A 22,848-nucleotide genomic window follows, 5' to 3' on the forward strand; every position below is an offset into this window, starting at 1 on the left:
GAGCCATAAGGCCAGAAATAAGAAGATAAGCAGTTCTTTCAGTCTCTATGCCAATCCCTGTTGAGCATGGTTAGAAGCCAGTTATTATCGCGCGGCTGCCCGATTCCGGGGTCACCCTAACAAACCATGCGCACGCCGGTCTTCCATTTCCACAACGATCACGGGGTTCAGTTCCCGTCCATCGGTGCCGGGGTGCGGGAAGAGGGCATGTTTTTCCGCCGTTTTGTGGGCCTGATTTATCCGGGAAGAGATTCCAGCATCATTGGCCGCGGCGGCTCCGGCGTGATCCATGTGGCACGGGACAAGATCATGGACCGCGTGGTGGCGCTGAAGCTGCCTAACGAATCCATCCTGGCCGAAACCCAGGTGCGCAGCGAGGTGCTGAACGAAGCCAGCCAGGCCCTGGAACTGACGCACCCGAACATCGTGCGCATTTATGACTTCCATGACCAGGACGGGCGCTGGGGTATCTCCATGCAGTATGTGCGGGGTCACAACCTGGATGAATGGCGGGACAAACTCGCTCCCCACCAGATGGCAGGCGGATCTTTCTACGACGCAGACCAGATCAAATCCTGGGTGAGCCAGCTCTGCGAAGCCCTCGGCTACGCGCATGAAGAGGCCGGCATTGCCCATTGTGACATCAAGCCCCGCAACCTGCTCCTGGAGCGCTCCTTTGACACACGCACCCGGCAGGTCCGGGAAAAGCTGCTGCTGACGGATTTCGGCATCACGCAGAAGCTGCGGGATTTCACCACCCGCACGCAGCGGCACAACAAGGTCAAGTCCCCCACCGGCAGCGAAAGCGAGGAAGGCGGCGCGGCCGGCACACTGGCCTACATGTCCCCCCAGCAGCTCAACGGCGCGGAAAGCACCATCGCGGACGACATCTATGCGATGGGGGTGACGATTTATGAGCTCCTGACCGGCAGGCCGCCCTACTTCCAGGGGGATGCGAAAATCATCCAGCATCAGATCCAAAGCGTCGTTCCCCCTTCCATGATGGCGCGGCGGCATGAGCGCGGGGTAAAGTCCGCCCCGCCCATCCCGGATCTTTGGGAGCAGGTCATCGCCCAGTGCCTGCACAAGGAGGCGGATAAAAGGCCCGCCAGCGCCAGCGAGCTGGCCCGGCTGCTGGGGGTAAGCGCCCATACCGTCTCCAACGTCAGCCTGGTGGAGGAAAAACGCCGGCAACAGGAGACCGAAAGCCTGCGGGTAACCGTGCAGACGCAGGAGACCAAACTCCATGTCCTGACCACACGGCTGCAGGAACTGGAAACCTCCACCCACGGCAAGGTGGATGAAACGGAACTGCTCAATGCACAGCTCAAGATTGAGGAACTGGAAGGAACGCTCCAGGGGAAAGAAGCCCAGCTACGCGAATTGGACGAGCAGCTCCAGGATCTGGAAGAGGCGAAAAACGAACTCCAGCAGCAACTGTCCGAAACCGCCCTGACAGGCGGCGAAGCCGCCTCCAGACTGGGCCAGGAGCGGGATGCGCTGTCGGCACTCATCCAGCAGGCCCAGGCGGACGCTGCCAAAATGAAAGAGGAGCGGGATACGGCACAAAGTGCGCTGAAACAGAGCCAGACCGAGCTGGCCACGCTAACCGAAAAACATGCCGCCGCCGTCAAGGAAGCCGCTGAGGCCAGCAAGCGCGCCCAGACGGCGGACACCCGCATCCAGCAGGTGCAGGATGCCGAAGCCAAGGCACGCAAGGACCTGGAAAAAGCCCAGGCAGAGACAGCCCGGCAACTGGCCCAGACCCGGCAGGAATTGGAAAGCACGCGCCGTCAGGCGGAGGCCATGTCTGGAGAGCAGATCTCCCCGCTGCGCCCCGTTTTAATGATGCTGCTAGGCCTCATTCTTCTGGGCGGCGTGCTGGGTGGCGCACTTGGGTGGATGTTCTCCGGCGGCTCGCAATCGGATGCCGTTTCAAGCCTGGTGGCGGAGGTCAGGGATGCGGATCCCACCCGTGGAATCCCGGTGCTGAAGCGGCATGTGCAGGTTTATTTGAGCCAGCTCGGCCTGGATGAAGACAGCCTGGGCGCGGATTTTGCCAGCCTGCCTGCCGATGCCCCGGCCACCGGCCTGAGCTGGCTGGAGGCCGCCTCCTTCTGCGAGTGGCTGACCCAGGCCGCCGGCTTTGAAGCCGGGGTGGAGTGGTTTGACCTTCCGGCCATGAAGGATCTGCCGCTGAAAGAGCAGGCCGGCACCCAGGAATGGACCCGCGAAGAAGCCAGCCTCACGGAGGCAGGACGCCGCATGAAAGTCTATGCCCACGGCCGCCCGCAGGACCAGCAGACGGTCACCGCAGCGCGCACGCGCCGCTCCCCGGACACCGGGTTTCACTGCATCCTCCGCAGCGCGCCCTAACCCTTGCCCCCTTGAATCTCTGCCATGGACATTTCATACGAAGAGGCGGTGACCCAGCTTGAGCTGGGGACGGTGGAAAAACGCCTGCACACGTCCCAGCCGGATTCGGTCTCTCTGCAAATCAAGGAGCCCGATGGCAGGGAAGCCGTCATCAAGTTCCGCTCCAGCGGCCAGGTCAATGCCATGGTGCACCTGACGACCTGGGTGACCGATACGCATACACAGCGGATCCAGCGCGGCGACAGCGATGCGGAAGACAGCTTTGACCCTCTGGCCGCCATCCTGGAAGAGTATAGCCGGCAGGATGAGGCGGCGCGCAAAGGCGGGGGCCAGTTCATCACGCCCCTGGACCGTACAGGGCACATCCAGGACCATGCCTACAGCGTGCGGGAGTGGCATGCCTATTCCCTCCAGCAGCTCATTGATGGCAACGTCAAACCCCGCTCATCCGAGGACCTTTTTTATCTGGTCCACAATGTCTGGACGGCGCTGTGTTTCCTTCACCAGCCTCGTTTAAACGTGCCTCATGGCAACCTGAAGCCAAGCAACGTCCTCTTTGACGAAGGCTCCCAAGGCACCTGGCACCATTACCTGACGGACATGCAGATGAGGTCCGAGACAGACTATGTCACGGAGAAGCGCCAGGACATGCAGGCGCTGGGCATGCTCATCGTCCAGTATTGTGAGAGCAAGGCCCATTTCAACGACTGGACCGAAGCGGACGAATGCGCACGCGGTGCCCGCTGGGACTACCTGGGAGAAGACCAGGCCGCCTGGAAGCGCCTGGCCCGCCAGCTCCTCACGCCGGAACATTATACGGATGATTATGATCCGGAGGTGGACCGGCACAAGCAACTGCGGCCGTTTCGTCCCAAAGGCTACCAGCTGGCCGTGGTGCCGCCGCCGCAGCAGGTGGGTGCCACCGTACGCTCCTCCCTGGTCACGGACCGCCTGCGCCAGGTGCGCAAGCAGATCGAAGCCGGCGAATGGATGGCGGCGGTGGAAGAGCTGTGCCGCCTGGAGGAACAGTGCAGAGAAGGGGAAAATGCGAAACAGCGGCCTGAAGTCCTTTCCGTGATGACCCTGGCGGTGGATACCATCCCCGGGGTGGACCAGTCCCCACATGCACTCGCGACTTTGCAGCGGGCCGCGCAGGCGGGCTCTGCCCTGGCGGCCTATCGCCTGGGGGATCATCACCGGCAGACGGATCCCTCCGCAGCACGACGCTACCTGGCCCACGCAGCGGAACTCGGCATGGTACAGGCCTTTGTCCTGCTGGGGGAAATGTACCTCAATGGCGCCCCCGGCCTGCCGCCGGATGTGTCCGAGGCGGCGCGGAACTTTGAAGATGCCATCCGTCTGAACGAGCTGCCTGAGGCCAAGTTCCGCCTGGCCATTCTCATCCTGCGGGGAGACACCTTCCACCGCCAGGAAAAGGCGGTTGAATACCTGAACGACGCGCAGGAAGCGAAAGTTCCTGGAGCAGCTGGGATGCTGGGGTTGTGCTATGCGACGGGACTGGCAGTGAACCAGGACATGGCACGCGCCTACAAGCTCTTTCAGCAGGCCTGGCAGGAGTCTGAAGACATTCAAAAGCCCGACTACACAGCGCTGAATAACCTGGCGGTGTGCATCGCCCACGGCTTCGGCGTACCCAATGCCGACCTTCCCCGCGCGCTGCGCCAGATCGAACGGGCGGCCGAGGGAGGGTGCCGGGGGGCCCAGCGAAACCTGGAGCGCCTGCCACGCCGGATTTTCCTGGAGGCCTGACCTTTCACACCGGCATTTGGTAACTGCCACGCCTTAAAAAGAGTATTTGAGCATGAGGAACCGCCACTCAATTCAGACCAGTATGGGATAAGTTGCAGGCACCCCTCACTTTTTTGTTTGTCTGCTTGACGTTTATAGGTTTTTTCACCTAGCATTTTTGTGCTGGCGAATTTATCTGAATTGTAGCTATTCCACGTTTGCCCATGAGTTCCCCTACTGGAAAGAACCGCCACGCGGCGATAGACACCCCGCTCGGGACAGACAAGCTCGTCCTGAAGTCCATGAGCGGACGTGAGGAACTTGGCAGGCTCTTCGACTATCATCTGGTGCTTCTGGATCCGGCCCAGGACATTGATCCTGACAAGCTGGTGGGACTGAACGTGACGGTGCGCCTGCTGCAGGAGGACGGCAAGATGCGCTATTTCAATGGCTACATCGCCTCGCTTTCCTTCCTTGGATACGAGGAGGATGCCGGTGTTTATCATGCGCAGATGGTGCCCTGGCTGTGGTTCCTTTCCCGCGCCAGCGACTGCCGGCCCTTCCAGAAGGAAACGGTGAGGCAGATCCTGGAAAAGCTGTTCGCAGACTTCGGCTTTGAAGATTACGAGTTTCAGCTTTCCGGCAGCTACAGCCCCAAGCCGTTCTGCGTCCAGTATAACGAAACTGCGCTCAACTTTGTGAGCCGGCTCATGGAGCATGAGGGGATGTACTACTGGTGGAAGCACGAAAACGGCAAGCACACCATGGTCATCACCGATGACATGGCCAAGCACAAAGAGCATCCTGACCGCGCCAAGATCGAATGGCGGCCACGCACCGGCGTGCTTGAGGACGGTTATCTGTATGATCTCCGCCTGCAAAAAACCGTCAGCACCGGTGCCTTCGCCACCAATGATTATAACTTCATGAAGCCGCAAATGGACCTCCGGTCCAAGGTGGCCAAAGAGAAGAAGCATGCGGCGGCCAAGTTCGAGCACTTCGAGTATCCGGGCATTTTCCGGGAAACGAAAGACGGCAGCAGCCTGTCCCAAATCCGCCTGGAGGAGGCCCAGGCAGGCCATGAATCCATTGATGCCATGACCACGGCACGGGCCATGTCCTGCGGTTACAAGTTTCAGCTCACACGGGCGGAGCGCAAAGACCAGGAACGCAAATACCTGATTACATCCACCGTGCTGACCATCAGCGTGGATGCCTATGGCAGCGGCGGCGGCGGCAGCGGGGACAAGTTTGAAAGCCACATCACCTGCATTCCGGACACCAGTGTGTTCAGGCCGGCACGGCTGTCTCCCAAGCCCCTGATCCGCGGCCCTCAGACGGCGGTCGTCGTCGGCCCTCCCGGCGAAGAAATCTACTGTGACGAACACGGCCGCGTGAAGCTGCACTTCTTCTGGGACCGCCGCAGCGAGGCGAATGAAAACTCTTCCAAATGGGTGCGTGTGAGCCACCCGTCCGCCGGCGGGAGCTACGGGTTCCTGAGCATCCCGCGCGTGGGCCAGGAGGTCATCGTGGAATTCCTGAACGGCGATCCCGACCAGCCCCTGGTCACCGGCCGCGTTTACAACGCGATGAACACCCCGCCGTACAATCTCCCGGCGGACAAGACGCGCTCCGTCTGGAAATCCAACTCCAGCAAGGGCGGCGGCGGTTTCAACGAAATCCGCCTTGAGGATGCCAAGGACGCAGAACAGGTTTTCATCCACGGCCAGAAGGACATGGACGTGCGGGTCAAAAACATCCGCAAAGAATTCACTGGCAAAGACCAGCACCTGCTGGTGGTCAATGACCTCACCGAGCAGGTGGATCGTGATGCCGGCCTGACCATCGGCAGACATCACAAGGAAAGCATTGGCAAGGACCACCATGTGACTGTCGGTGGCGATGACATCACTTCTGTTGGCAAATCCTTCCAGGTGGCGGCCGGCAGCGATGTGCGGATCGAGGCGGGTGGAGACACGGAGATCACCACGGCAATGGCCACCGCGATCGCCTCAGGCATGAGCGTGGTGGTGGAGGCCCCGATGATCACATTAAAAGGCGCGGGCGGCTTCATCGCCATCGGGCCCTCTGGTGTGACCATTCAAGGCACGATGGTTCTCATCAACTCCGGCGGAGCGGCGGGCTCCAAAAAATCCGTGGCGAAAAAATCCCCCGAGAAACCGAAAGCGGCGGAAAAGGCGGACGACTCCAAAGCTGGCAAGGTGGAAAAAGCCAAGGGCATGGGTCACGCCTCCCAGCCGGGCACGTGGAAGAAACAGACCGTGGAGGACCTGGCTGCCCAAAGCGGATCCCCCTTCTACTCCAAATAATCATGCCGCACTGAAACGCCCGCCTCATCAGCCTCCCTCTGTGCCCCATGCTTTCCCCTTCCGCCAAAATACAGCTCTGGAAGACGCTCTTCAAACCCGATCCCGAGGAAGATCCCAAGTCCCTTTACGTCCTGCTGGACGGGGCGACCGTACGCCAGCTACCGGATTACCTGGAAGATGAGGAGGCCGACCATGTGCCGCTGCTGCCCCTGACCTCCAACGAGCCTGAGGAAGTGACACGTGCGGCCTACCTGGCCCGCGTGCTGCCAGATTCCACCCTGTCAGACTGGCTGGCGGGAGATGGCTGGGGGAAGAACTGGGGGATCTTTTTGTGCTGCCCGCAAGGGACCGATATGGATGCGCTGCTGGGCCACCTGCGGGACCTGGCCCAGGTGCGCCTGCCGGACGGACGCATCGTTTATTTCCGGTTCTATGATCCACGCGTGTGGAGACCCTTTTCCACCACCTGTGACAGCGCCCAGCTGAAGCATCTTTTCCCCCTGCCCATCACTTATGCCTGTGAGAGCGAGGATGGCACCGCCGTGCTGCTGGACCGCATTAAAAACGGCATGGTGGACCGGCGCAGCATCCTGCTGGACGAGTTCACCTCCGACCAGCCGCTGCCCGGCGTGACCCAGCCTGCCTGAATGCCCGCCCCCCATGATTGACATCCGTCCAGACCAGATTCAAATGTTCCTCGACAAGGTGCGCAGCACCTTTGTGGGCCGTGTCACCGCCTACCTGAAGGCCAACCACCGGCAGTGGGTGGAAACGATGCAGCCCCAGGAAATGGAAGCCCTGATCCGCCGCCAGGTCTCCGCCGCAGAAGGCTATGGCATCACCACGGAGACGTCGGTGGTGCAGTTCATTGAAACGGGGCTGGCTTTTGGAGAGGATTTTCATTCCTCTGGCAAGTATCCTGAGGCGGAACGCATTTTGTTGCAAAATGTTGAGGGTACACTGAAAGCTCAACAACTGGTGTTGGCGGCCAAACAGGGGCTCAACAAGACGGAGGCTTGATGTCTTATGGCGGATGCCTGGACTTTTGAATTCAACACGGAAAAGCTGGAGAAGTCCTTTTCCAGCCTGCAGCCGGTCAGCGACTCAGTGCAGGCGGCCGAGTCACCGACTCCGGGCTGCTGCTCACGCACGTCCCTGGTGGTGAGCTGCCGGGCCTTCGAGCGGGCTTATTCCCTGGAGCTGCCGCTGAAAACGCGGCTGCCTAACGAGACGCCTGACAAGCCGCCGCAGAATTCGCAGATGCTGGTGATGGCGGCCCAGGTGCCAGCGCCGATGCTGCAGGTGCTTTCTGTGCGCGAAGGGCGGGAGGTGGCGGAGGTGGGGGTCACGGCGCAAGGGGCCAACCAATGCCCCCCGGGACGGCCCAACCGGGTGAAGGTGGACGGGATCGGCGGAGGCGAGCAGGATGTACCCTTCAACCAATGGGGCTGGAAGGCGCCGGCCATCCTGGATGCCAGGCTGATGGAGCCGCTGAACGAAGACATGATTTCGCTCCTGCACCCGTTCAAGGCCGCCGGCCTGCCGGCGCAGGTCTGGACGCTTTCGGTGCCCGGCTGTCCGGCTTCCAAACTGAAAGCCTCTGTCGCAGCCTTTCCAGATGTGCGCTGGCGTGGCAGGCTAACCCTGCGCACGGAGGCGAGGCCCGGCAGCAGTTCCGGATTTGAGGTAAAGATTGGCGGCGACCTGGCCTGCCACTACAACGGTAGAGAATTTAAGATTCAGACCCGTGACCAGGTGAAGGCGCTGTGCCCGTGGTTCGACTGCCTGGAGATGCTGGCCAAATCCGCTGTGGCCCTTATGGCTCTGCGCCCGGGGGTGAAGCAGCAGGGGCTGGACAATCCGCGGCTGGAACGGCATGGCGAGCTGGGCATCTCCCCGTGGCCGCAGCTTTCCCTGCAACTGGAGTCCGCCCTCTTTGAGCAGGAAGGCAACGGCCTGCTGGGACACAGCCTGAAGGCCCTGGTGAGCGGGGATCCGGTGATGGGTGCGCAAGGGGAGATGAGCGTGCTGCCCGCCTGGCTGGAAGATGCGGCCAAAAGGCCGCTGCTGGCACCGCTGCTGGCGGGCCTGGATGTGGTGCGCATAGAGGAGATTACCCAGGAGGTGGGCCTGTGGCTGGTGGCGGAAGGAAAGGTGAGCCTGCGGGCGGGGGTGGAAGCACGCCGACCCATGGCCGCCACCCAGAGCCTGGGGCGCGCAGCGGGCGGGATCTCCCTGCATCTGGAGGCAAGGTCCATCCGTGACTATGACACACTGCTGACCACCTGCGGCGGGGTGGATGACATCACGGCACCTGCGGGCATGACCGCCGCCTGTGAACCCCCGGCAGATTCCCCCATTCCTGAGCCGGCGGAAAAAAAATGCCGGGCCCAGCTCAGTTTCACCGGCTGCTCCGTCTCCGGTCTGGAGAAATGGCGGCCCGGCTGCCGGTTCCGCCGCTGGGTGCCCGCCGGGGCCAAGCCGCCCGGCTGCCTCCCCCTGGTACCTGCACGCGCCTGGCCAGGCGGTGGCGAGCCTGGACAACCGGCCGAAATCCCCTGGTGCGACTGATCCTGGAAAAAAGCCCATGCAAGTTCTCCTTCACCCTTCGGACCAGCCTGTGTTCAGCCTGGCGGTACGTTCCGCCCAGTGCATGGTGGAGGTACGCCTCCGGGATGTGCCGGTGTTTTGCGATGTCACCGGCTCGGCCCTGAGCGTGCACCTGCCGGTGAACGAATGGCTGTTTCAGGGGGCCAATGAGATTCAGGTGCTGGTCTCCCCGCTGGAGGACGGGGCAGGCTTTGGCCGCGATGCCCGTCTGGAGGTGGTGCTTCAGCACAAGTTCGCCCGGGATGTGGTGCGCAATCTGGTGGCCATCGGCACATTGAGCTGGCGCCCGGACCCGCCGCTGCCGCCGGGACATGAGGCTCATGGGGATCTGCATGAGGACAGCGCCACCAGGGAAGCGGAAGAAGATGACGATGATGCGCCGCTGCTGGCCCTGCCGGGCCAGGCGGAGGAGCTGACATGGCGCATCGGCAGTCCGCATAAACTGCGCAACCAATCTGTGCGCATCACGTCCACCCTGATGCTGCCGCCACCCTGGCCTGTCTGCCCGTGGGGGCGGGGCCAGATGCTGCCGGATGACCAGCGGACCCACTTTGCCCTGCATGGGCTGCTGCGGGCTTTCCATGAGCGGCTGAAGCAGGGCGGACACGAAGATTTTATCAAGGTGCGCCGTGCGGCCCTGGAATCTGCCTACTATCTGCAATCAGCGGCAGAGGCGGATGACGCTCTGGGTTTCACCCACCTGCTGGGCCAGAAAGACTGGAGCCTGCAACCGCTGCCGGCGGGAGGGTTAAAACTGGAGCTGGCCAGCCAGGGCAGGCTGGCGCGGCTGCTGGATGAGGCCACGGCAGAGAGCCCGCTGGTGCTGGTGAATGAGAAGGAAGGACTCGCCGCCGTGGTGGATGCATGGTGGATGTTTAATGGAGAATGGATCCTGGTCCGCTGAACCGAAGGCAAACCCACCCCATGAAATCCGCAAAACGCATTCATCACATACTTTGCATATCCCTGTCTTCCTGGCTTGACTCCCTAGGAGGCTGATACCTATACTTCCAGCCTATGCCCCTGGCGCTACAATCAGTGAATGGAATACATGTTGCCGCGCTCAGCGGTGCCCTGGACAATTCTTCAGGTGTTGATCTTGTGACGGGGATCAAGGCTTCCGTGGAAAAAGGTGCCAGCATCATTCTGGACTGCACGCTGGTTTCCACCATGGATGTGGCCGGATTCAAGCACCTGCTGGCGCTGCACCGCTGGTCGCAGGTGGGCAATGGCCGGCTGGTGCTGGCCGGGATGTCCCCGGAGGCCTGGGCGCTGATCGTGGAGAATCATTGTGAAAACACCTTTGAATCCCGCCCATCCGTCCCCGCCGCCTTCCAGGCGCTGGGGGTGAGCAGTGAGCCGGCCGGCGGTGCTGCGGAGACTTCCGGTTATGATGATTATCCGGAGCCGCCTGCCTTCCAGCCGGAGCCGCCTGCTTCTGCCATGGACGATCCCTACGGGCAGAGTTTTGGCACACCGGAAGCGGATCCCTGGAGCCAGACGATGCCGGACAACCCGGTGCCGCCCGCCTATTCGGGCGCCGCTTCATGGGATACCCCGGCTGCGGATGACAAAGACGATCCCTGGTCCCAGTTTGAAGACGGGACCCAAAAGGGCAAAAACAAAACCCCGGAAGGCGGCAACGGCAAAAAATCCAAGCTCCCGCTGTTCATCGGCGTGGCGGTGCTTCTGCTGCTGCTGACGGGCGGTGGTCTGTGGCTCAATGACTACCTTAAAGTTCCGCTCATTGAGGTCTCTGAATCGGCCATTGAAGTGCAGGAAGGCAAAGAGCCGCGCACCGTTGAGATCACGGTGACGAACGGGGAGCTGGACATGGATACGATTACCCTGCCCACAGGCATGAATCTGGTGGAGGAAACCTTTCCTGATGAACCGGGTGACAAGAGAATCTATTCGATCTATGGCGTCGCGAAGCCAGGAGCTGAAAGCATGGATGTACAGCTCACCGCCGCCAAAGAAAAAGGCAGCACCCGCCGTGCAGAGCCGGTGAGCCTCTCCATTGAAATCCTGCCCAAACCCATGGAGTGGCAGCTCTCCCAGACGCCTGCCATGCTGAAAGTGGGAACGCCCATTTCCTACCAGCCCATCATCACCGGGGCCAAATCGGTGACCTTCAGCTCCACATCGGACATGGCTGAAGGGCTGGTGATCCAGGCGAACGCGAAGGATGCGGAAAAGTGGGTGCTGGCCGGGACCCCTGCGACACCAGGCAAATTCAAACTCGAATTCACGGCCCAACCGAAAAAGGGCGAGCCGGAAACCCGCAGTCTTCAGATTGAAGTGGAACCTCCGCCACCGCCACCGCAGCCGGTGGATCCGGTGGTGGCCGCGCCTGCGCCGGATGCCCCCCCCGGAACTGTCGCGTCCCCGGCCATGCCACTGACGGCGGAGACACCGCCTTCCGCAGCTGCCTTGCTCTCTGAGGCAGAAAGGGCTGAGAAAGCCAAGCTGGATGATGCCATGCGCATCTTCCTGCTGGAGCGCATCGAGAAGGCCAACGACCATTTCTCTTTTGCTGAAAAGCTACAGCTCCGCCAGATGGTCGAGCTGCTGACGGACGCCAAACTGATCGCGCGGGTGACGTTTCCCACAGGCAAGACCACTCTCCTGGAAAGAGAGAAGCGGGTCTTGAAAGAGGCGATGGACAACGAGGCCAACCGCGCACTTCTGGAAGATCCGGACTGCCAGATCCTGGTGGTGGGCTATGCCTCCCCGACAGGGCCGCCGGCGCTGAACATCCGACTGAGCCGGGGCCGTGCGAGCACGGTCAACGACATGCTGCGCAATGTGCTGGGAAGGGGGGCAGACCTCTGCGGGGACTACGGCCCCACGGATATTATTTCCGAGGACCAGCTCGGCAACCAGGCGGTGGAAGTCTTTGCAGGAATCATCCATCTTTCCCCTGAGCTGGAATCGGTCGCAGAAAAATTCAAAGAGGATTTCAATGCCCGCCATGGTGGCCGTTGATACCCAAGCCCCTGAGAATCTCCATGCCGCCACGCCCTGCTACAGCCTCTCCCTCTGATTCCGCAGATTCTGAGGAGGAAATCCACCCGATCCGCCTGGCGCGGATGCTGGGGGAAAAGTGGGCGGGGATGACGGACAGTGCCCGGGAAGTCTGCATGGCGGAGCTGATCGAAGGCGGAGTCATCACGCCGCCCAAGGCCCAGACATCCCCCGTGGAAGCCTTTGTCAAACTGCCGCCCGGGAGCGAGGACCTGGCGGAGCTGAAAATGGAAGTGCTGCGCACCCGGCTGAAGATGCATGAGGCCCGCTACAACGGCCCGCTGGACCTGCTGGATGTGCTGGGCCTGCTGGTGGAGCTTGCCGGCCAGGTGAGCCTGCTGGGAGATCTGCTTTCCACCGTCTGGCCAGCCTGGCGGGAGCTGTCCCGCAGTGCCCGGCTGCAACCTTCCGCCGCCTCACGCCAGCCGCTGGTCCACCATCTGCGCAACAGCCTGGACGGGCATCCCGGCGCCGAGCTGACCCTGGCCCTGCGCGACCAGCAAACGGCAGCCCGGCTGCTGGTGGCCATCCTCAGCGGTCTGGGCCAGGGGAGCCAGGTCTTCGCGCGAGAATGCTCCCAGTTCATAGATCCGGAAAACATCCAGCGCGAGCTGCGCAAGGCCCGTGGCCGCGTGCCAACGGCGGAGGAAATGTGGGCGCGCTACAAGCAGCTGAGCAATTCCCTCACTCCCAACGAGATCGAACACCGCCTGCAGCAGCACATCGTCACGGCCGCCGAGGCTTTTTTCCATGCTGTGCACCGGAGCTGACCCTGCTTCCCACCATTCACTATGTCCATCCAAGTTCACTGGCACGAAGGGCTCTTTCTTCAGCCGCACCACCTGCAGACCCTGCAGCGCTCTGTCTTCACAGGGATCTGGGGGGAGCGCCGGCTGTCCATGCCGTTTTCATACGGGGTGATCGAGGCCCGGCTGGCCAAAGATGACCTGGCGGACAACCGCATCCGTTTTGACAAACTGACGGTGGCCATGCCCAGCGGCACTCTCTTCCGCTTCCCTCAGGATGCGGTGCTGCCGACCCTGGACATCCGTGAGGCTTTCCGCGACCGCGCGGGCGGTTTCACGGTGGGTCTGGCGCTGCCGCTCTGGCAGGCATCCGGAGAAAACACCATTGATCTGGGCAAGGCGAAGCCCGGCCAGAAACTCATCTACCAGGTGGCCGAGGTGCCCGTTCCGGATGAAAACACCGGCCTCAATGCGCAGCCGATGCAGCTGCGCAAGCTGAATGGCATGCTGATGTTTGATGACGAGCGCCGCTCCGATGTCGAATACATTCCGCTGGTGAAGGTGGTGAGGCAGGTCTCCGACGATGCTGCCGGGCTGCCGCGGCCTGACCCTTATTTTGTCCCGCCCACCCTGCTGCTGAATGGCGCGCCGGTGCTTTACCAGCTGGTGAAGGACCTGACGAGCCAGGTGTGCGCCACGCGTGAGCAACTGGCGACGCAACTGGCCAATACCCCGCTGGACCTGCGCTCCCTGCAAGGCTCCCAATACGAGCACCTGAGCCGCCTGCGCTGCCTGAGCCGCTCAGCCTCGCTGCTGCCCTCGCTGCTGGATGATTCCCCGAATGTGGCGGGGTGCGCCGGGCGGGTGCCGCTCTTTGACCTGTATCTGGCACTGAAAGACCTGCTGGCTGAGCTGACCTCCCTTTATCCCGGGAAAGGGGTGCTGGAGCCGCTGCCCTACGACCACGACAATCCGTATCCGCCCTTTGCGGATCTGGATGTGAAGATCCGCTCCTTCCTGGGCGGGATCTCGGGGCCGCGTTACCGCAAGATCGAATTCCAGCTGGATGACGGGGTCTTTGTGGGGGATCTGAACCCAGAGTTCTTCAAGGAGGTCACCGGCTATTATCTTTCTGTCGAAACGCCGCTGGATCCTGCCACGCTGGTGCGCCTGGTGGAGGACAGGGACCGCTTCAAGCTGATGCCGGCGAGCTATGGTCTGCGCGCCATCCGCGGGCTGATGCTCAAGGAGGAGAGGCACCCGCCGCTGGAGCTGCCGGTGAAGGCCAAGCAGTATTTTTACCGGGTCAACGTGGACGAAAGCGGGCGCATCTGGGAGCACTTCATGCGGGAGCCCCAGGGCATCATCCACTTCGATGCGGCCGACCACTCCAAGTACAAGCTGACGCTGTACGCCACGGTACCCAATCCCATCGGCTAAGTCTCCCGCCCGCCGCTTATGAAAGCCCTCCTGCTCTACGACCCCCTGCTGCAATACCTCTGCCAGGTGAACCGTCTGGCCCGCAGCGGCGCCCCGCTGTCCTATGGGGATGTGCGGGGCAAGATCATGGCGCTGCTGAGCGCGATTGACCAGAAGGCCAATGACGACCTCTCACTCCAGGATCATGTGAGGCAGCTGAAGACGCCGGTGAATTATTTTGTGGATGACGTCATCGCCCAGAATCCGAGGCTGTCCTTTGCGAAACGCTGGAATACCGAGCGGCTGGGCTATGCCAAAGACGGGCTGGCGGGAGATGAAGCCTTCTTCACCAACCATCTGGACAAGGAGCTGCAGCAGCCGCCCTCCAAGGCGCTGGCGGAAAGGCTGCTGGTGTATTATGTCTGCCTGGGCCTGGGGTTTCAGGGCTATTTTTTCAACGATCCGGAGCGCTTGCGAAACTATGTGCGCCGGATCACCGCCGCCATCCGCCCCTGGCTGGTGGAGAGCACGGTGGAGAAGCTGATGCCGCAGGCCTACCAGCATACGGACACCCGTGATTTCGTCCGCCCGCCGGAGCTGCGCAGTTCCATCCTGTTTGCCGGCATCATCAGCCTGCTGCTGGCGGGCCTGCCGATCTATGCCTTTCTGGCCAAGGGGCTGGTGGAGAAACTGGATAACCAGATCCACCTGCGTGAAATCAACGAGTCCCACCAGGGGGCTGCGCTTCTGCTGAAAAAGTAACCCGGTTTTTCCTGCACTCCCATGCCGAAGTTTACCAGACCCTCCGCCCCGCGACCGCAGATGGAGGTTTACACCTCCAGCCATGCCAAAAACTGGGGTTACAATGCGCTGCCGGGGCCGGTGACCTCCCTCTACAGCCTGATCATGGCCGGCTCTGTCACGGGCCTGGCCTACTTTGCCGGGGACAAGTGGGGCAACGGGCAGGGGACCCTGTGGTCCATCATCGCCATCTCCGTCATGACCGTCATCGGCATGGTGGTGATGGGCTTCCGCGCCCGCAAGGCCAAGCGCGAGCATGAGGAGCAGGGGGAGGGATTTGAATCCGCGCTGCGCGGCTCTGCCGCGGGCTGGGACGGCTCCGTCAACGACCCGGCGGAAATCGCCCGGCTGGATGACATGCGGAGCAATTTCCAAAAGGGCATCCAGGCCTTCAAGGATTACGGCAAGGACATCTATTCCCTGCCCTGGTACGTGATCGTGGGTGAGCCGGGCAGCGGCAAGACAGAGGCGATCCGCCGCAGTGAGCTGCGCTTTCCGGATGCGCTGCAGGACAAGCTCCAGGGTACCGGGGGCACCTACTCGATGCACTGGTGGTTTACCAACCAGGCCATCATTCTGGACACGGCGGGGGCCATCCTGATGCAGCCGGAGGCGGCAGCCCGCTTTGAGGAATTTCTGAACCTTCTGCGCGAGCACCGTCCCGCCTGCCCGATCAACGGGATGATCCTGACCATCCCCACGGACAGCCTGCTGGCAGATCCGCCGCATGTGGCGGAACAGAAGGCACGCACGATCGCCTCCCAGCTGGGCATGATTCAAAAGGCGCTGGATGTCCGCTTCCCGATCTACCTGATGATCAGCAAGAGCGACCGGCTGCCGGGCTTCCGGGAGTTTTTTGACGCGGAGGGACAGGCCGGGTTTGAGCGGCAGATGACGGGCTGGTCGAATCCGGACCCCCTGGGGCAGCCCTTTGCCCCGGAGCGCATCTATGAGGCCGTGGACGCGATTGCCCACCGCCTGCAGGGGCGGGCGCTGGCCCTGCTTGCGGACCCGATCTCCCCCAACCCATCCGCACGCCGGCTGGACGAGGTGGATGCGCTGTATTCCTTTCCCCAGGTGCTGCGCAGCCTTTCGCCACGCTTGCGGTTATACCTGGACATCATTTTTCAGACCGGCACATGGGCCACCAAGCCGCCGTTCTTTCGCGGCCTGTACTTCACCAGTGCGCTGCGGGAAGGCGCGCAGCTGGACCAGCAGCTGGCCCAGGCCCTGGGCATGTCGGTGAACCAGCTTCCGCCGGGAGGCTTCTTCGCCCGTGAAAAATCCGTGTTTTTGCGGGACCTGTTCATGGAAAAAATCTTCCAGGAAAGCGGGCTGGTCACACGCCTCTTCGATATCGGCGCGCACCTGCGCAAACGCCTGACGACTTTTTACGGAGCCACGGCCGCCCTGCTGCTGCTGGCGCTGGGCCTGGCCTGGATCGTGAAGAACCGGATTGAGGAGCAGCTGAACCGCGACCAGCAGCTGTGGGCGGATGCCAACGGCACGTGGAACAACGGCACCTTCCTGCCGGTGCTGACCCGGAGCAATGAGCACTCTGAGGCGAGCAAGGACCGCCCTGCCTGGACCTGGACAGCGGACCGCACGGTGAAAGGCAACACCTCCAATCTGGGGCTGCTGGAAGAGATCCAAAAGCGTGTCAACGAACCCATCAGCCTGTCCTGGGTCTTCAGCCCGGTGGGTGAGTGGAACGACTTCCTGAGCCGTCGCCGCCAGGCCTTCCTGACGCTGGCGGAAGGCAGCATCATGAAGCCGGTGCTGGATGCCGCCCGCGAGCGCATCCTGTGGGATACGGCCATCGGCGCGACAACCTCGGATGCCACGCAGACGCGCATGGCGAAAGCCTATGCGCAGCTGCTTTTGCTGGAGGCCTGGGTGGGCGGGAAAGCTGCACCCGCGCCGGATAAAAAGACCTGGGAGGCATTCTTTACCGATCTGCTGGCTTACATCCTGGATCCTGCGCCCCCTGGCGGGGTGGCTGCCGCTGTTTCTGCTGAAACCGGGGCTACGGCAGCCCCTTCTGCGACGGCTTCCGCCCCGCTGCCGATCGTCAAGGATCTGGTGGCCATGGCTCAGAGCGTGTACAGCCAGGAGCTGGACCTGCGCAGCCGTGGCTGGATGAGCGAGGCTGCGGTGGACGGCCTGCCGCTGGAAGAATCCGCCCTGGCGAAAGCTGCTGATTTCATCTTTGGCAACACGCGGCAGGAAGCTGAAAGCAACGAGCAGCAAAAGGCTGAAAAGCTGGCGGAAAAAAGGCGTGCCGTGGAGCGCATCACGGAGGCTGAGAAAGCCATTCTGCGCCTGGCGGAAGAGAAGCCTGCCGGGCCGCGGGTGGTGGTGGAAATGGACGGCCTGCAACCTTTCCGGGACGCGGTGGCCAACTATGAAAAAGCCATCAAGAACGACGGTTCGAGCCCCCGCTCAGCGCTCAGCATGGATCTGGTGACCAACACCGCCAAAAACATCCTGACGGCAGCGGATGCCCTGGACGATGACGCCCCTGACGGGCTGATCCATGCAGCCGCAGCAGCGAAAAAGCAGAAGCAGGGAAGCGCCACGGCGAGCACGAATGCCGATGAAGGCGACAGCGCGTGGGAAGAAGCAAGGAAGCGGCTGGTGGAATATGAAAAAAGCTTCATGCCCATCCAGGCCATTGATGCCAACCTTTCCATGGACAACATGATCGGCAACCTGTCCCAGAAGCTCCAGGCGGCTGCGGCAGTAGTGCGCGAACAGCAAGGCTCTGCGGCCCCTGCGGCAGAACCCGCACCCGAGACAGAGGCCTCCAAAATCGAAGCCTACCTGAAGAAGTTTCGCGGCACGCCCCTCATCGCCACCGTCTTCAAGAACTACCGCCAGTCCCTGCTGACTTATCTGAACCCGAAACTGAAGTTTCCCCTCGTGCTCTGCAGCACCGGTTACGATGACTACTTCCAGTTCGAATCGGAATGCGAAAACCTGGCCAAGGTGGAAAAGGACAGGAATGACATGCAGACGCTGTCTGACGGCCTGTACCAATGTGCGGAAAAGCAGGAGCTGGACCGGCTGATGGAGAAGCTGTCCGCGGTTTTTCGAATCAAGCAGGCCATGAAAAGCGGCAGCCTGAGCATTGAAATGGACGCCGTCGCACCGGCCGTGAAGAAAACGGTCCAAGAGCCAGTCCCCGACCCTGCAGCGGGGTTTGGCACGCCGGGAGCCCCGCCCCCCGTCCCCATCCCCAAGGAGATTCAGGACGGCTGCCTCAACATGAGGATCTCCATCGGCGGCAGGGACATGGTGGACGGCCCGCCGACAGGGGACAACAAGCCGGTGCCCTATAAGGGGATTGAGCCTGTCAAAATCATTCTGCGGTATTCCGCGCCGGCGCCGGTCAACGAGAAGTCCTATTATTACAGCAGCCCGGAGTCCAAATGGTCCCTGCTGAGGGAGGTGGCCACCAGCGGAAGGAACCGGTTTCCAATTCAGAATTCCGGGAAAAGTTTCAGCATCACCTCCTCCCCCAGCCTGCCCGCCGGCCAGTGGCCGAAGCGCAGCGACCTGGATCTGCCAGCCGAACCTCCAAGCCGATGACCTGACTATGGCGACGCCCACGACCACCATCCCGAGGACCACCATGATGGCGCGGCCCATGCCGCCCTTTTTGGAAGACTCTTTGTTAGGCGCGCCGGGGAAGCTGGCCCTCTTTGGCAAGCATCCGGCGGCAGCGGACCATCTGGAGGACATGGGCCTGTCCACCTCCTCCCTGGTGGCCTTCAAGCAGGCGTTTTATCTGGAAGGGATCACGGAATGTCTGAACCGGCAGACGTGGCTGAAGGACCTGCCGGCTGCGGACGCGCCGCCCTATGACCACTGCCTGCTGAGCCTGGGCCGCAAGGGCTGGATGGCCGTGCGCTTCCAGCAGTCCTCCGATGCGGCGGGCCGGAAGCAGTTCCCACTGGTCCTGGCGCTGCACGGGAGTGATTTCAGTTCATTGAACCGCATCGCCGACATCGGCCAGCTGCTGGAGACGGCGCTGACTGCTGCGGCGGGAGCCCGGGACCTTGCCGCGCTGCGGCAGGTCCACAACCAGGCGCAGGCGCAGGTGCTGGAGCTGCTATCCACGCCAGCGGCCAGCCCGCCCGGCCCCTCCGCCCGTGAAGCCTGGCTGCAGGGCCTGCCGCTGGGCCAGGAGAAGGAGGGTCTGTGGCGGATCTGCCATGCGCTGTCCCCGGCGGGGGCCAGTGCCGGCTCAGCCCGTGTGCCGCTGCACCTGGGGGGACCCTGGCAGTCGGCCACCCTGTGGCAGTCTCTGGTGAAGCACCTCTTTCAGCCTCCGGCGGGCACGACGGTGGTGTGGAGGCCCCGGCAGGCCTTTGCTGATCTTGCGCTCTGCCCGCCCCACTTCCGTATCCTTGGTTCACTGTTTGCCCCGGAGAGCAGCCAGCCGCAGACTTGCACCGTTCCCTTTAATTACACGCCGGAACTCAAGGCGGAAGCCCAAGGCATCCTGATAAGGTGGTTCAGTGAATCCAGTCTCTTTGAGCCCCTGAAAAACACTCAAGAATCACCTTCGTTGCTAAATAAGGTTTGCAATGGATTGCGCTCATGGTTTAAACCCTGAGCTTAGGGGTGCATTCAGCCTGAAAAAAGCGTATGGAAATTGAAGATCTGATTCAACCCATCTCCGAAGAGGCACCCAGCGGGGTGGACTTCGATGATGACCACCAGCTAAGCTACGAGGCGGGAAACCTGGAAAGCATGGTGGAGGGGGAGATTGACCCCAAGGATGGCCAGCGTCTGAAACCGAAGTGGCAGCAGATCCAGAAAAAGGGCCTGGAACTCAGCAAGCGTGGCAAGAACCTGCGCGTGGCGGCCATCCTGACTGAGGGAGGCTGTGTGACGGAAGGTTTTTTTGGGCTGCGGGACGGGCTCCGCCTGATCCGTGAATGGACGGAGCGGTACTGGGACAGCCTGCATCCAATCTATGACCGCCAGCCTCTGCTCCAGTCCCTCAACCGCGAGCAGGTGCTGATGAAAGCCATCCTGGGGGCTGTGTATGCCCCGAAGGACCCCGGAGATGACTTCGATTTTGGTGAATTTTTGAGCGGCTGGGAAGGTCCTGGCGAGGAACCGACGGACTCCCGCCTCTCGCGTCTGGCCACGGCTATGTTCTCCAAACTTTCCCCAGAAAAGCGCGGAGCCAACCTGGTCGCCATTGATGAGGCGCTGGAGCATGCGAAGGCCATCGAAAACTGTTTCGACAACCGGTATGGGACGGATGACAGCATTGACCTTTCCGAGATGCGCACCATGCTGGCGCGGAGCATGCAGATCATTGAATCTTACAGCTCCGGGGCAGAAGCCGAGGACCCAGGCAGTGAGGAGCATCCCGTAGCGGCAGAAAGCGGCGGTCCAGTGGTGGCAGCCAGCAGGCCAGGGGCCATGACCCGGACGTCCGCCATCGCGATGCTGGACCAGGTGATCCGCTTCTTTGAAACAACGGAGCCATCAAGCCCGGTACCGTTTCTTCTTAACCGGGCGAAGTTCTGCATTGGGAAAAACTTTATGGAACTCATTGATGAACTCGCCGTCACCAAGGATCAGGCTGAGTTAATTCTCAAACCATCTGCAACTTCTGAGTAAAACAAAAAAACTTGACCGTCACCCATCAGTCCACTAAACCCTTTCATTATAAACTTTATCAGAAACCCATATGCCGAAACCTTCTGAGAGCAGCAGCAAATTCATCGAGAGAAACCGTGCACCCCGAGTTCACATTGAATATGAACTGGATGTCAACGGAGCCCAAAAAAAGGTGGAACTGCCTTTTATCATGGGTGTGATGGCGGATCTTTCGGGCAAGCCGACTGAGCCGCTTCCAGCCGTGAAGGACCGCAAGTTCCTGGAGATTGACATGGACAATTTCAATGACCGCATGAAGGCCATCAAGCCTCGTGTGGCCTTCAGCGTGCCGAACGTGCTGTCTGAAGAAGAGGGCAGCAATCTGGCGGTGGACATCTCCTTTGAAAGCATGGATGACTTCTCACCGGAAGTCATCGCCCGGAAGGTGGAACCGCTGCGCAAGCTGCTGGAAGCCCGTACGGAACTGACCAACCTGCTGAGCTACATGGACGGCAAAACGCAGGCGGAAGACCTGATTGCCAAGCTCATCAGTGACGAGGCTTTCCGTAAGTCCGTCACCTCCGCCCCCAAACCGGCGGACGAGACCAGCCCAGCTGCTGCCGAGTAACGTGCCCTTAACCCGTCATTCTCCCAAAACCCATGTCCGCCCAGGCTCAAGCCACGACCCAGCTCCAAGAAAACGTCGCTGAAGTCAGCGAATTCGACCGCCTTCTCGAAACCAGCTTCGCCGCGAAAACCGACGAACGCCGCAGTGCGGTGAAATCTGCCGTGCAGGTGCTCATTGACAGCATTGCCCCCGGTTCCGGTCTCAGTGATGATGCCATCACCTTCATCGAAGGGGCGATTGCTGAAATTGACCAGAAGCTCTCCAAGCAGCTGAACGTGATCATGCATCACGCGGATTTTTCCAAGCTGGAAGGCTCCTGGCGCGGTCTGGCGCATCTTGTCTTCAATACGGAGACAGACACGATGCTGAAGATCAAGGTGATGAACGTCTCCAAGAAGGAGATCCACCGGACGCTGAAGAGCTACAAAGGTGCCATGTGGGACCAGAGCCCGCTCTTCAAAAAGATCTACGAAGAGGAATTTGGCACGCCAGGCGGGGTGCCCTTCGGCGCCATGATCGGCGATTATGAATTCGATCACACCGCCACCGACGTGGAGTGCCTGCGGGATCTGTCCAAGATCGCCGCTACGGCGCACTGCCCGTTCATCGCCGCCGCCGGGCCCAATCTTCTCAACATGGATACCTGGCAGCAGCTGGGTGACAAAAGGGATCTGGCGAAGATTTTCGACACCGTCGAGTATGCCTCCTGGAAAAGCCTCCGTGAGTCTGAAGACTCCCGTTTCCTGGGTCTGGCGATGCCGCGCTTTCTCTCCCGGCTGCCGTACAGCACCAAGAACAACCCGGTGGATGCCTTTGCCTTTGAAGAGGATGCTTCCAGTTCCGACCACTCCAACTACATCTGGTCCAATGCGGCGTATGCCATGGGCACCAACATTACCCGCGCCTTTAAAAAGAGCGGATGGTGCGCCCAGATCCGCGGTGTGGAAAGCGGCGGTCTGGTGGAAAACCTGCCGGTGCATGCCTTCCCGACGGACGACGGCGGCGTGGACATGAAGTGCCCTACTGAAATCGCGATCACGGACCGGCGCGAGCATGAGCTGGCCCGGCTGGGCATGATGCCGCTCTCCCACTGGAAGAACACGGACTATGCCGCCTTCATTGGTGCGCAGTCCCTGCAAAAACCGGCCAAGTATGATGACAAGGACGCCACGGCCAACGCCAACCTCTCCGCGCGGCTGCCTTATCTGTTCTCCTGCTGCCGTTTTGCCCATTATCTGAAGTGCATTGTGCGTGACAAGATCGGCTCCTTCAAGGAGCGGGATGACATGCAGCTCTGGCTGAACAGCTGGATCATGCAGTATGTGACGGATTCCGGAGCCTCCGACGAGGCGAAGGCGGAGAAACCCCTGTCTGCAGCGGAAGTCTCCGTGCAGGCCAATCCTGAAGATCCCGGTTACTACCGTGCGCAGTTCTCTCTGCGCCCCCACTTTCAGTTGGAAGGAGTCAACATCAGCCTCCGCCTGGTTTCCCGCCTGCCTTCTGAACGCAAAAGCTAGAGCAAATCACACCGCGAAAACAA

16 protein-coding genes are annotated in these 22,848 nt (G+C 61.4%); all 16 read left to right on the forward strand.

The window, feature by feature from the left end; translation table 11 throughout:
* Positions 1–126: 126 nt before the first annotated feature.
* Entirely contained in the window at positions 127–2,376 is a 2,250-nt protein-coding gene (locus WJU23_RS14020; protein ID WP_346333215.1) for a protein kinase, read from the forward strand.
* A gap of 24 nt (positions 2,377–2,400) precedes the next feature.
* Positions 2,401–4,146 (forward strand): Sel1-like repeat-containing protein kinase family protein, encoded by a 1,746-nt coding sequence (locus WJU23_RS14025; protein ID WP_346333216.1) that lies wholly within the window; start codon positions 2,401–2,403, stop codon positions 4,144–4,146.
* A 203-nt stretch (positions 4,147–4,349) separates the two neighbouring features.
* Positions 4,350–6,455, forward strand: a complete 2,106-nt coding sequence (gene tssI, locus WJU23_RS14030; RefSeq protein WP_346333217.1) for a type VI secretion system tip protein TssI/VgrG — start codon at positions 4,350–4,352, stop codon at positions 6,453–6,455.
* A gap of 47 nt (positions 6,456–6,502) precedes the next feature.
* A complete protein-coding gene (locus WJU23_RS14035; RefSeq protein WP_346333218.1) occupies positions 6,503–7,102 on the forward strand; it encodes a DUF4123 domain-containing protein in 600 nt (199 codons plus the stop codon).
* 13 nt (positions 7,103–7,115) lie between these two features.
* Positions 7,116–7,475 carry a hypothetical protein gene (locus WJU23_RS14040; protein ID WP_346333219.1) on the forward strand — a complete coding sequence of 120 codons (360 nt, stop codon included), beginning with the start codon at positions 7,116–7,118 and terminating at the stop codon, positions 7,473–7,475.
* A 6-nt stretch (positions 7,476–7,481) separates the two neighbouring features.
* Positions 7,482–9,026, forward strand: coding sequence for a hypothetical protein (locus WJU23_RS14045; RefSeq protein WP_346333220.1), 1,545 nt, complete (start codon positions 7,482–7,484; stop codon positions 9,024–9,026).
* Positions 9,027–9,042: 16 nt separating this feature from the next.
* Positions 9,043–9,969, forward strand: coding sequence for a hypothetical protein (locus WJU23_RS14050; protein WP_346333221.1), 927 nt, complete (start codon positions 9,043–9,045; stop codon positions 9,967–9,969).
* A 113-nt stretch (positions 9,970–10,082) separates the two neighbouring features.
* Positions 10,083–12,053 (forward strand): STAS domain-containing protein, encoded by a 1,971-nt coding sequence (locus WJU23_RS14055; RefSeq protein ID WP_346333222.1) that lies wholly within the window; start codon positions 10,083–10,085, stop codon positions 12,051–12,053.
* Between the two features lie 23 nt (positions 12,054–12,076).
* The gene (locus tag WJU23_RS14060; RefSeq protein WP_346333223.1) at positions 12,077–12,862 is read left to right on the forward strand and encodes a hypothetical protein; all 786 of its coding nucleotides are present in this window, start codon (positions 12,077–12,079) and stop codon (positions 12,860–12,862) included.
* Positions 12,863–12,883: 21 nt separating this feature from the next.
* Positions 12,884–14,278 carry a type VI secretion system baseplate subunit TssK gene (gene tssK, locus WJU23_RS14065; RefSeq protein WP_346333224.1) on the forward strand — a complete coding sequence of 465 codons (1,395 nt, stop codon included), beginning with the start codon at positions 12,884–12,886 and terminating at the stop codon, positions 14,276–14,278.
* A gap of 18 nt (positions 14,279–14,296) precedes the next feature.
* Positions 14,297–15,019: a DotU family type IV/VI secretion system protein gene (locus WJU23_RS14070; protein ID WP_346333225.1), complete on the forward strand. Its 723-nt coding sequence runs from the start codon at positions 14,297–14,299 to the stop codon at positions 15,017–15,019.
* 21 nt (positions 15,020–15,040) lie between these two features.
* Positions 15,041–18,649: a type VI secretion protein IcmF/TssM N-terminal domain-containing protein gene (locus WJU23_RS14075; protein WP_346333226.1), complete on the forward strand. Its 3,609-nt coding sequence runs from the start codon at positions 15,041–15,043 to the stop codon at positions 18,647–18,649.
* A 7-nt stretch (positions 18,650–18,656) separates the two neighbouring features.
* Positions 18,657–19,679 (forward strand): hypothetical protein, encoded by a 1,023-nt coding sequence (locus WJU23_RS14080; RefSeq protein WP_346333227.1) that lies wholly within the window; start codon positions 18,657–18,659, stop codon positions 19,677–19,679.
* Between the two features lie 32 nt (positions 19,680–19,711).
* Positions 19,712–20,701, forward strand: coding sequence for a type VI secretion system ImpA family N-terminal domain-containing protein (locus WJU23_RS14085; protein ID WP_346333228.1), 990 nt, complete (start codon positions 19,712–19,714; stop codon positions 20,699–20,701).
* A gap of 70 nt (positions 20,702–20,771) precedes the next feature.
* A complete protein-coding gene (tssB, locus tag WJU23_RS14090; protein ID WP_346333229.1) occupies positions 20,772–21,308 on the forward strand; it encodes a type VI secretion system contractile sheath small subunit in 537 nt (178 codons plus the stop codon).
* 32 nt (positions 21,309–21,340) lie between these two features.
* Positions 21,341–22,825: a type VI secretion system contractile sheath large subunit gene (gene tssC / locus WJU23_RS14095; protein WP_346333230.1), complete on the forward strand. Its 1,485-nt coding sequence runs from the start codon at positions 21,341–21,343 to the stop codon at positions 22,823–22,825.
* Positions 22,826–22,848: the final 23 nt, after the last annotated feature.

Source organism: Prosthecobacter sp. SYSU 5D2, assembly GCF_039655865.1.
In the GTDB taxonomy this organism is placed as follows: domain Bacteria; phylum Verrucomicrobiota; class Verrucomicrobiia; order Verrucomicrobiales; family Verrucomicrobiaceae; genus Prosthecobacter.